This window comes from Mycobacterium sp. P7213, assembly GCF_900604305.1.
GTDB lineage: Bacteria > Actinomycetota > Actinomycetes > Mycobacteriales > Mycobacteriaceae > Mycobacterium.
In genome coordinates, this window is record NZ_UWOA01000017.1 from 17,418 (window position 1) to 28,820 (window position 11,403).

Annotated in this window: 8 protein-coding genes; 4 read left to right on the forward strand and 4 right to left on the reverse strand. The window is 68.3% G+C overall.

All coding sequences use genetic code 11. The features are described 5' to 3' along the window. Positions 1 to 39: 39 nt before the first annotated feature. From EJK91_RS08395 to EJK91_RS08405, 3 genes are all read left to right on the forward strand, one after another. Complete coding sequence (locus EJK91_RS08395) at positions 40 to 930, forward strand: mycobacterial-type methylenetetrahydrofolate reductase (RefSeq protein WP_046300000.1); 891 nt, start codon at positions 40 to 42, stop codon at positions 928 to 930. 299 nt (positions 931 to 1,229) lie between these two features. Beyond that, on the forward strand, positions 1,230 to 5,174 hold the full coding sequence (locus EJK91_RS08400) for a cation-translocating P-type ATPase (RefSeq protein ID WP_125078682.1): 3,945 nt from the start codon (positions 1,230 to 1,232) through the stop codon (positions 5,172 to 5,174). A gap of 10 nt (positions 5,175 to 5,184) precedes the next feature. Then, on the forward strand, positions 5,185 to 6,066 hold the full coding sequence (locus EJK91_RS08405; protein WP_125078683.1) for a crotonase/enoyl-CoA hydratase family protein: 882 nt from the start codon (positions 5,185 to 5,187) through the stop codon (positions 6,064 to 6,066). Here EJK91_RS08405 and EJK91_RS08410 read toward each other — a convergent pair. Genes EJK91_RS08410 through EJK91_RS08425 form a run of 4 tightly spaced genes read right to left on the reverse strand, consistent with a single transcriptional unit; the run spans position 6,063 to position 9,998 of the window. Then, positions 6,063 to 6,890, reverse strand: a complete 828-nt coding sequence (locus EJK91_RS08410) for a sterol desaturase family protein (protein ID WP_125078684.1) — start codon at positions 6,888 to 6,890, stop codon at positions 6,063 to 6,065. The genes EJK91_RS08405 and EJK91_RS08410 overlap by 4 nt on opposite strands. Before the next feature lie 4 nt (positions 6,891 to 6,894). Continuing rightward, positions 6,895 to 7,620 carry a FadR/GntR family transcriptional regulator gene (locus EJK91_RS08415; protein WP_241178656.1) on the reverse strand — a complete coding sequence of 242 codons (726 nt, stop codon included), beginning with the start codon at positions 7,618 to 7,620 and terminating at the stop codon, positions 6,895 to 6,897. 49 nt (positions 7,621 to 7,669) lie between these two features. Next, the gene (locus EJK91_RS08420) at positions 7,670 to 9,403 is read right to left on the reverse strand and encodes a DUF3556 domain-containing protein (RefSeq protein WP_125078685.1); all 1,734 of its coding nucleotides are present in this window, start codon (positions 9,401 to 9,403) and stop codon (positions 7,670 to 7,672) included. A 22-nt stretch (positions 9,404 to 9,425) separates the two neighbouring features. Next, positions 9,426 to 9,998: a TetR/AcrR family transcriptional regulator gene (locus EJK91_RS08425; protein WP_046300005.1), complete on the reverse strand. Its 573-nt coding sequence runs from the start codon at positions 9,996 to 9,998 to the stop codon at positions 9,426 to 9,428. A 181-nt stretch (positions 9,999 to 10,179) separates the two neighbouring features. Between EJK91_RS08425 and EJK91_RS08430 the strand changes: the two genes are divergently transcribed. Continuing rightward, entirely contained in the window at positions 10,180 to 11,400 is a 1,221-nt protein-coding gene (locus EJK91_RS08430) for a cytochrome P450 (RefSeq protein ID WP_125078686.1), read from the forward strand. Positions 11,401 to 11,403: the final 3 nt, after the last annotated feature.

Genomic DNA, 11,403 nt, shown 5'->3' on the forward strand with positions numbered 1-11,403 from the left:
CAACATGTCCGTTCCCCTCTTGAGATACGGAGTTCCCTGGTGCCGCTGAACACCATTGCACTGGAATTGGTGCCGCCCAACACCGACCGCGGTGTCAAGCAGGCCCGCGAAGAGGCCCACAAGGTCCTGCAGTTATCCGCCCAAGCGGGCATCGCGGGCCGGATCGGTCACGTCATGATCCCCGGGTTGATCCCCGAAGACGACGATCGGCCGGTCGAGATGCACCCCAAACTCGACGTGAGCGACTTCTGGTCGGTCATCGGTCCCGAACTGCCCGGAGTGCGCGGACTGTGCACGCAGGTCACCGCCTTCCTCGATGAGTCCGCGCTGCGCACACGACTGTCGGGGCTGCGCCAGGCCGGGTTCGACGGAATCATCTTCGTCGGTGTCCCCCGCACGCTCAACGACGGAGAGGGCGGCGGCGTCGCACCCACCGACGCCCTGTCCAAGTTCGACGATCTCGTGGACAACCGGGGAGTCATCCTCATCCCGACCCGAGACGCCGAACAGGATCGCTTCGCCTTCAAATGCGAGCGGGGCGCCACGTTCGGGATGACGCAGCTGCTCTACTCGGATGCCATCGCGGGATTCCTGCGCGACTTCACCCAGGCCAGCGACCACCGGCCCGAGGTCCTGTTGTCGTTCGGCTTCGTGCCCAAGATGGAGTCCAAGGTCGGGCTGATCGACTGGCTGATCCAGGACCCGGGCAATGAGGCCGTCGCCGCCGAACAGGACTTCGTGCGGACTCTGGCCGCGGGCGAACCCGACGCCAAACGCCGCCAGTTGCTCGATCTCTACAAGCGGGTGATCGATGGCGTGGCCGAATTGGGGTTCCCGTTGAGCCTGCACTTCGAGGCTCCCTACGGGACTTCGAAGCCGGCTTTCGACACCTTCGCCGAGATGCTCGCCTACTGGTCGCCGCCGACATAAACCGGAGGAGGCGGCCCAGATCGGTTGGAAGGGGCAGTAATTCACCGACACTTCAGGTCGAGTCTCGGCGGCGTTCAGCCGACAGCTGCTTACCGGCCCTAGCCTCGGACGCGAAGGGGAGTAGTTCCTACCCGCCACACCGGTGGTGGATGTGAATGGTCGTCAATACGGCGGTTGCACCCGCCCGGTCATTCAGCGGACCTGGACTTTCGCGAGCGAGACCTTCGGACGATCAATCATGTCGACCGAAGGTTCCGCGGGCTGTCTCCACGGCTTCGGTCGCCGAGCGAAGGAGACCGATGCCCCCCTCGATAGCTGCCTTGGCCGACGATGTCGAGCCGGACTATGAGGTGGTTGCCGACCCACCGGCGGAGGCCGACCGCCCACCCCGACACCTTCGCCCGGCCCCCGAACCCGGCGATGGTCTGATCGCGGTCAGCAGCGCCGCGATGGCCGGCATCAATGCCGTCGGCCTGGGTCTGGCAGTTGCCAGTCGCGTGCTGCGGTTTCGCCGGTTGCCCTCCAGCCTCCAGGGCGCGGTGATCACCCTGGACCACCAGCCGCAACTGCGCCGCATGCTGGAGGAACGAATCGGCAAGCGCGCCACCGCCACCGCGTTGGGGATGGCGACCACCGCCGTCAACGCCCTGGCCGCGGCGCCGTCGATGCTGGCAGTGGACCTGGCGATCAACACCATCAGGGCCGCCGAAGCGCGCGCGGACACCCGGGCCTGGGCGCGGCGCGAGCCGGAACTGGCCCGCCCGGCTGCTCGGCCGGCCCAGCGCACGACCGAATCCCCGGAGAGCCCGGTCGACCACAACCTCCAGCGCGGGACCTGGATTCAGGCGATCGGCGCCGCCGTCGTCGCCGCGACCAGCCGCGACCCGGAACTGGCCGGCAATGCCGCGTTGGTCGCGGTGCCCAAAGCCACCCGGGCCACGCACGAATCATTCGCCGCCACATTGGGCCGCGGGCTGGCCAACCGGGACGAAGCACTGCAGGTCGACCCGGACAGCCTGCGTCGACTGGACCGCATCGACGTGGTGATCCTCGATCCGCGCGTGCTGCGGACCGCAGCGCTGCGCCTGGCGGGACTGCGCGGCACCGACGAGAAGGATCTGACCGCCTGGGAAAGCGCCCGGGAGATGCTCGCGGCAGGTGACCTGCGGCCAGGGTGGCATCCCGTCCCCGGCCGCCCCGGCACCGAGGCACTGGTTGCTCCGGCGCCGCATCCCCTGGCGGCCGCGACGCTCGCCGAGACACAGCGCGCCCAGGTGCGCACGGTGACCGTGGACGACTCCACCGGCCTGGGAGTGCTGCGGCCGGCATTCGACGAAATCGCTCCCCTGACGGGCGATTCGATCGACGTCACGCTGCTTCATGCGGTGCGCGACTACCAGCAGGACGGCCATACCGTGGCGGTGGTGTCCGCGGCGGCCGCCCAGGCGCTGTCGGCGGCCGACCTCGGGATCGGCATCCTGCCCGACGACGGCGAGCCGCCGGTGGCGGACCTGATCGTCGATGACCTGTCCGGGGTCTGGCGGGTGCTGCATGCCCTGCCCGCAGCCCAGGAGGCCACCCGTCTGGGTATCGCCTTGTCCACCGGCGCTTCGGCATTGGGTTCGATGCTGCTCATACCCACGGTGCGAGGACGCGGTCCTGAGCCGGTGGCGCTGGGCGCGGCCGTGGGTCTGGTGTCGGGCTACTGGACGGCCCGCCGGGTGATCACGGCGCCGCTGCCCCGGCCGGTCCCCGTCGAGGAGTGGCATGCCATGTCGGTCGAGCAGGCGCGTGCCGCCCTGAGCTCGCTGTCGCGGCCCGACGTCGCGCCGGACACCGGCATCGCCGGGCGGCACGTGGTCTGGCAGTTCCTGGACGCGGTGCGTGATGAACTGTCCGATCCACTGACACCCGTCCTGGGACTGGGCGCCGCTGCCACCGCGCTGCTGGGCGCACCCCTCGACGCGCTCATGGTCGGCTCTGTCCTGGTCAGCAATGCGGTCCTGGCGGCCGGTCAACGGTTGAGCGCCGAACTGCGGCTGGATCGGCTTCTGGCCGAGCAGATCCCGCCCGCCTGGAAGGTGACGATCCGGCCCGATGGCACCCGCGACCGCGTCCAGGTGCTCCCCGAGCAGCTGGAGCGTGGCGATTTGATCGAGGTGGGTCCCGACGATGTGGTGCCCGCCGACGCCCGATTGGTCGAGCTGGAGAAGCTGGAGGTCGACGAGTCCTCGCTGACCGGTGAGTCGTTGCCGGTGGCCAAGCAGATCGATGCCACCCCGGGCGCCGAGCTGGCCGAGCGTCGCTGCATGCTGTTCGCGGCCACCACCGTGGCCTCCGGGAGCGGTCTGGCGCTGGTGACCGCGGTGGGCCCCGACACCGAGGTGCGGCGCGCCGCTGACCTGGTCACCAGCCGGCACGGGGATATCGGGCTGACCCATCAGCTCGGACAGATCGCCACCCGGACTTGGCCGCTGAGCCTGATGGCCGGCGGTCTGGTCAGCGTGCTTGGCGTGTTGCGGGCCACCCGGCTGCAGCAGGCGGTGGCCAACGGAGTATCGGTGGCGGTGGCCGCTGTCCCCGAGGGCATGCCGGTGGTGGCGACGCTGGCTCAGCACGCCTCGGCCCAGCGTCTCACCAAATCCGGTGTGCTGGTGCGGGTGCCCCGCTCCGTGGAGGCCCTGGGCCGCGTCGACGTGGTGTGTTTCGACAAGACCGGCACCCTGAGCGAGAACCGGTTGCGGGTCACCGAGGTGCGTACGGCGGCCGATCATTCCCGTGACGAGGTACTGCGGTGCGCGGAGCGTGCGACGGCGTCGGCCAAGGGGCAGAGCCATGTCGACGCGACCGATGCGGCGATCGTGGCGGCGGCAGCCCAGGTGCCCGGAGCCGTCGCTTCGGGGACAGCCGATGCCCATCTGCCGTTTCGCTCCGGGCGGCCGTTCGCGGCGTCGGTGTTCGGCGCCGAGTTGACCATCAAGGGTGCACCGGAGGTGGTGTTGGCCGCCTGCGGTGACGTCCCGGCCGACATCCACGATGTGGTGGAGCAGCTGGCCGACGAGGGCCTGCGGGTGCTCGCGGTAGCACGACGCGAGCTCAGTTCCGCTCAGGTGCAGTCGCTTTCGGCCGATCCCGACGATCCCGAGGCCCAGCTCGCGACGCTGGCGCAGCAGTGCGCCGACGGTTTGACGCTGGTCGGGTTCGTCGGTATCGCCGACACGCCACGCGCCGGGTCGGCGGGGCTGCTGGCCGAGCTGGACCGCCGGCAGGTGCCCATTCGGATGATCACCGGCGATCACCCGACCACCGGCCGTGCGATCGCCCGCAAGATGGGCGTGCAGCTGTCCGCCGATCAGGTGATCACCGGCACGGAGTGGGAGGCGCTGTCGGGCACGGAGCAGGAACGCGCGGTGTCCGAGCGGGTGGTGTTCGCCCGTATGTCGCCGGCGAACAAGGTGCAGGTGGTTCAGGCGCTCGAGCGCAGCGGCAAGGTCTCGGCCATGGTCGGTGACGGCGCCAACGACGCCGCCGCCATCCGGGCCGCCACCGTCGGGATCGGCATCGTCGCGCAGGGCAGCGACGCCGCCCACACGGCCGCCGACGTGGTGCTGCTCGACGGGAAGATCGAGACCCTGCTGGACGCCCTGAACGAGGGCAGCCAGCTGTGGCAGCGGGTGCAGGCCGCGGTGGCGGTGCTGCTGGGCGGCAACGCCAGCGGCGCGTTGTTCGCGATCATCGGCAGCGCGCTGACCGGTCAGGCACCGTTGAACACCCGGCAGCTGTTGCTGGTCAACATCGTGACCGACGCGTTCCCGGCCACCGCGCTGGCGATCAGCCAGCCTCGACGTCCCATGCCGTTCGGGGGACGCGGGCCCGATGAGAAGGCGCTGCTGCGCGCGGTAACACTACGGGGCGCCACCACGGCCAGCGCCACCCTCGCGGCATGGTTCATGGGCCGGCTCACCGGCCTGCCCCGCCGCGCGTCGACGGTGGCGCTGGTCGCGCTGGTGACCACCCAGTTGGCGCAGACCCTGCTGGAGTCACGCTCGCCGATGGTGCTGGCCACCGCCGGCGGGTCGTTCGCGGCGCTGGCCCTGCTGATCAGCATCCCGGGAATCAGCCAGTTCATGGGTTGCACGCCGCTGGGCCCGATCGGCTGGGGCCAGGCGCTGGCGTCGACTGCGGTCGCCACCACCGCGGCGGCCATCGTGCCCCGCTTCTTGTCGCGCGCCGAGGCCCACTAGCCTCGGGGCGATGGAGTTCACCACGCTGCGCCATGAGGTCGAAGACGGCATTCTCACCGTGTATTTGAACCGGCCGGACAATCTCAACGCCTTCACCGTCGAGATGGCCGAGGAGCTGGAGCGAACTTTCGTCGACGTCAATAACGACGACGCCGTCCGCGCGGTGATCGTCACCGGCTCCGGGCGCGCCTTCTGCGCCGGCATGGACCTGTCCAGCTCCGGCAACGTGTTCGGCCTGGATGAGTCCAAGTCGCCGTCGCTGGCCGACATGGCCGACCTCGACGACCCCGAGCTGGCCCGGGTGCGCGACACCGGCGGTCGGGTGACCTTGGCGATCTACAACTGCCGTAAGCCCGTGATCGCCGCGGTCAACGGGCCCGCGGTCGGGATCGGGGCCACCATGATGCTGGCCATGGACGCCCGGCTGTTCTCCACCAAGGCGCGTTTCGGTCTGGTCTTCGGCAAGCTGGGCATCACTCCCGAGGCGTGCTCGACGTGGTTTCTGCCCCGGATCGTCGGCATGCCGACCGCCCTGGATCTGCTCTACCGCGCCGACATCCTCGATGCCGAGGGGGCACTCGGCTGCGGGATCGCGGGGTCGCTGCACGAGCCCGAAGCACTGTTGGCTGACGCGCGGGCGCTGGCCGATGCCTGGACCAAAGGCCGCTCGCCGGTGTCGTTCGCGCTAATCCGTCAGATGCTCTACCGCAACTCCGCGCAACCGGACCCGGTGGAGGCGCACCGCGTCGATTCACTGGCGATGTTCTACACCAGCATCGGCGACGGGGCCGACGGCGTGCGGGCGTTTTTGGAGAAGCGCGACGCCCAGTTCACCTCCCGGGCCTCGCAGATGCCGCCGTTCTACGACGAGTGGGTCACGCCCGGCGCCTAAGCTGCCGGCTGCCATCCCGGGCCGCGAAAGAGGTGGCCCCACACCGCACGCCAACTGCGAGCCGCACGGATGTCGCGCCAGATGGCCACGTACTCGTGGGTGGCCACCCGCACCGGATTGAACGTGTCGATGTTCTTGGTCAGCCCGTAGATCACACGCTCATCCTCGGGTTCGAAGGTGCCGAACAGCCGGTCCCACACGATGAGAATGCCGCCGTAGTTCTTGTCGAGGTACTCGGCGTTGGAGCCGTGGTGCACGCGGTGGTGCGACGGGGTGTTGAAGACGAATTCGATTGGCCGCCAAAGCTTGCCGACCCGCTCGGTGTGGATGAAGAACTGGTAGAGCAGGCTGACCGACTGCTGCAGCAGGATCATCCACGGGGCGAATCCGGCGAACGCCAACAGTATCCAGAACGGCACCGAGGTGAACGGTGTCCAGGTCTGGCGCAGCGCGGTGGACAGGTTGTAGTGCTGACTGGAGTGGTGCACCACGTGGCTGGCCCAGAACACCCGGATGGTGTGGTGCGTGCGGTGGTACCAGTAGTAGGCGATGTCGTCGGCGACGAACAGTGCGATCCAGGTCAGTGGGTTGCTGGCCGGCAGGTGAACCGGTGCCAGCAGATAGGCCCCGCTGAAGATCGCCAGCACCACCAGCTTCCAGCCGATGTTGATGATGACGTTGCCGATGCCCATCGTCAGGCTGGTGCCGGTATCGCGGAGTTCGTAGCCGCGCTCGTCGTCGTCGGGCCGCACGGCGAACGACACGGCTTCCAGCAGCAGGCAGAGCACGAAGACCGGGATGGCGTGCGCGATGAGGTCGAACATGCGGCTACTCCTCTCCCTCGGTGCCGGCCTGGCAGGCCGTGACGAACCGGGTCAGCAATTCGTCGGCGAGGCGGTACGCCGCGTCCTCGTCGGCGGCTGCGATCGCGGCGGCAAGGTCGATGTGGGAGCTGCGGTCGGCGAACTCGGCGGCTCCCAACGCATAGATGGCGTCGCGGCCGATCTCGTCGTAGGCGGCGACCAAGGTGTTGAGCGCCAGCCGGTAGGCAATATTGCCGGATGCGTCAATTACGGCGATCCAGAACGCCAGGTCGGCGTCGCTGACCGCCGCAAGATCCCCGGAGATCGGGTAGTCCGCGGCGGCCGCGGTGATCGCGGCCCGCTGTTCGGCCGAGGCGTTCCGCGCGCAGAGTCGTGCGGCGTCCGCGGCGATCGAGCGGCGCATCACCGCGACGTCGCCGATGATCTGGCGCGCCGGAATCGCCCCGGCGACAGCCAATCCGGTCAGCGCGTCCAGGCCGGCGCTTTGCCGCCAGTCCAGCACCCGGGTCTTTCCGCCGTGGCTGATCCGGACCAGTCCCGCCTGCTGCAGCCGCTTGAGCGCTTCGCGCACCGCGTGCCGGTTGACCTGCAGGGTCAGCGCCAGTTCGCGTTCGGACGGAAGCGGCCCGCCGGCAGGCAAGCGTCCGGTCAGGATCTCTTCGACGAGCCGCACGAAGATCGTGTCGGAGAGCGCGGTGCGGGAGATGGGCGCCAGATCCATGGTCTCCATGGTCAGGCACCCACCCCCACTGGTCAACTGGTTGGACCAGTTATCTAGGTCACACCGAGGCGGCGCCGTCGACGTAAATCGGCAGATCGTCCTGCCATGGCTGGCGCTCCAGCATGTCGGCCACCTTGACGTGGCCGCGCTCGAACTCACCGGTGGCGGCGTCCACCAGCCGGTAAGCCTGGGTCTGCCGATGGATCGGCTGCGCATCGAGAATCACCACCCGCACCTCCCCCGGCTCGAATCCACAGCGCTGCTGCAAGGCCTCGATCAGCTGCTCATTGGTCATGTGGCCGTCGCCGAAGTTCCAGCCGATGGCCGTCGAACAGATCCGCTCGCCGTCGGTCAGCGCGTAGTCGCTCTCGTCACCGTCAGCCATCGCCCGGTGCGCCAGGCTGAACAGCGCCCGGCCGTGGGTGTTGAAGCCGCGGAACGCATACCCCATGTAGATCGGGATCTGAGCGGCCTCGGCACTTCCGTAGAACCGTTCCAACTGCGCGGCGGGCATGCTGGCGATCGCGACAATCCCGCGCGCCATCTTCTCTTCCGCCGACGGCTTCAGGCACCACAGGGTGGTGTCCCAGTTTCCGGCGTAGTACCGCATGCCGGGCAGGAAGGAAACCTTGTGCGGGAACAGGTTGCCCGCCACCACCGTGCCCGCGCTGATGGCGAACAGCAGCGCCACCGCCAGCGGGTTGTTGAGGTCGGACAACCCGAGATCGGCGTGTGCGACGAACAACGACAGCACCCCGAAGATCATGAAGACGTTCCACTCCAACGGCACGCCCATCGGGATCGCCGCCAGGATCCCCAGGTGGAAACAGACCATGACAAAGGCCGCGATCGCGGTGGGCAGGCCCCCGTGGCAGAAGAACAGTGCCAGTGGCACGAGCATCTCGATCGCCGTGCTCACATGCGCCAGCGCCTTGGATGGACCGCCGGGGCGCAGGTCTTCGGGGAAGTTCTTGAAGAAGGCGCGCTTGAGCGGCTTCGGCCGGATCAGCGGGTTGTTGCTCATCATCGTCGAGATGACGAATGGGAAATGGTGGTTGAGTTTTGAAGTCGCCGCGCCCATCCAGATCACCATGAAGATCGCTTTGGCCGCAATGATCATGTCGACCCCGGTGAACAGGAATGCCGCCGCCAGCGGGGCGTAGACCTCGCCGCGGGCCGCCAGGAAGATCACCTTGTCGCGCAACCCGATCGTGGCCAGGATCCCCAGAATCGTCAGGATCTGCCAGTGCGGCAACACCCCGACGTTCGTGTGCAGCGCGGCGATAGGGCCGGTTCCGTCGGAGACCAGCGCGACCACCAGCACCACCAGCAGCGCCGCATACAGGGCGGCGTCCACCGGCGTGCGGTTGGTGCCGGCGGTCAGCGGGATGCGCCGCGGCCATGGTGGCAGCCGGATGGTGCCCGGCCGCAACCAGTACAGAATCGATCCCATCGGCGGGAAGAACCGGTTGTTGAGCGGGCCGAAGCCGCAGCCCAGGCCGATCACCTCGAACAACATCGTGTAGAGCACGACCTTCTCGAAGACGATCGGTTCGCTCCACCACTGCCGTACCTCGGTGAATCCGTCGACCCCAGCGGTGCTCAGCGCAAACAGCCAGGCGCCCAGGATGTACAGGCCGATCTTGAGCACATAGAACAGGTGCAGCACCACCGGCGTGCCGAAACCCACCTCTGCCCAGTGCCGGGCCATCGGCCGGATCTTCTCGCTGCGCGTGCCCTTGCTCCATTCGGCGAAGTCGACAACGGGCAGTTCAGGTTTGAGAAATCCCATGACGGCCAGACTAGAACGTGTTCTAGGTCTGCGCGGCGAAACCGTCCCCGGCGAAGGCCGGGGCGACGAAGCGCTCCAGAATCTGCTGCTCGGCCGCGGCGTCCTCGAGGGGCCAGCACAACAGCGAAAGCAGCACCCGCACGACCCACTGCGCGGCCAGCCGATCGTCCTCGCTCAGACCACCGAGGTCGCGGGCGAAACCGGCGACCATGGGCGATGCGGCCAGTCGGGTCATCTCCTGCGCGCCGCGCACCGAGCCGACCATCGGTTGGACAAGCGGATCCGAGCGGATCCGCTGCAGTGCCGCCGCCATCGCGGCCACCACCCGATCGGCCCCGCTGCGCCCGGCGACCGCCTGGCGCACAGTGTCCACAATGCGTGCGGCCGCCCGAGCCAGGACGGCATCGCGAATCTCGGCCTTGCCGCCGGCATGCCGATAGATGGTGGCGCGCGAGCAATGCACCCGGGCAGCCAAGACGTCGATGTCGAGGGCATCGATCCCCTCGCGAATCACCAGATCCATCGCGGCGGCGTAGATGCGTTCGGCGCCGGCGGCACGACGGTCCTCTCCCACCAGCCAGTCATGCCCGGTCATCGCGCACTCCCTCCGCCTGCAAACTTTATCTCAGCGTGAGACAAAAATAGACCGAATTCTCACCGTGTCTGCAGGTCCGCGGCGCGCTCTGAGACGATCCCCGGCAGCCGGCTCCAACGACGGCTTTCAACTTCGGGCAGCGCATTGACGCAGGTAGCGCACCTTGAGCAGCCTAGACGCCATGCCAGTAGAGACAGACCAGATGGGCCTGCGCCTGTTCGACGACGCGTGCATTCAAGACCCGTACCCGTTGTACGAGCGGATGCTGGCGCACGCACCGGTCCACCCGATCGGTGATTCCGGGTTCTATGCGGTGTGCGGCTGGGATGCGGTCATCGAGGCGGTGGCGCGAGTACAGGACTTCTCCTCAAACCTGACCGGGACCATGCTCTACCAACCCGACGGCACGGTGGCCACGTTCCCGATGCCCGCACTCGAAGACCCCACCCATGTGCTGGCCACCGCCGACGACCCGGCTCATGCCGCGCACCGAAAGATGCTGGTGCCACAGCTGGCGGCCAAACGGATTCGCGCTTTGGAGCCGTTCATCTCCGAGACGATGGACCAGCTGTGGCACGACGGCGTCCGCGATGGACGCATCGAGTGGATGAGCGCCGTCGCCAACCGGCTGCCGATGATGATCGTGGCGCGGCTGATCGGTGTGCCCGACGAGGACGTGGATCAGCTGGCGGCCTGGGGTTACGCCGGCACCCAAGTGGTGGAGGGGCTGGTCGACGCTGACCAACTGGCCCGCGCGGGTATCGCCGTCATGGAGCTCGCGGGTTACATCAACGACCACTTCGGGCGGGCCGCTCTCGATCCGCGCGACAACCTGCTCGGCGACTTGGCCACCGCCTGCGCCTCCGGCGCACTCGACAACCTCACCGCCCAGGTCATGATGATCACCCTGTTCAGCGCCGGCGGTGAATCGACGGCATCGCTGATCGGTTCGGCCGCCTGGATTTTGGCGACGCGCCCGCAGGTTCAGCGTCGGGTTCGCGACTCACCGGAGCTGTTGGGCCCGTTCCTCGAAGAGGTGTTGCGGTGCGAGTCGCCGTTCCGCGGTCACTACCGCCATGTCCGGCGCGACACCAGCCTCGCCGGGGTGAATCTGGCCGCTGGATCACGGCTGCTGTTGCTGTGGGGCGCGGCCAACCGGGACCCGTCGCGGTTTGCCGCGCCGAACGAGTTCCAGGTGGACCGCCCTGCGCAGAGTCACCTGGCATTCGGAAAGGGCGCGCACTTCTGCGTCGGCGCCGCCCTGGCGCGGCTTGAGGCCAGGATCGTGATCGGTGAACTGCTGAACCGCACATCGCAGTTCGGCATTGCCGAGGCCGGCCGATGGCTGCCCAGCCTGCTGGTGCGCCGCCTCGAGCGCCTGGAGCTCACCGCGATCGGCTGATGC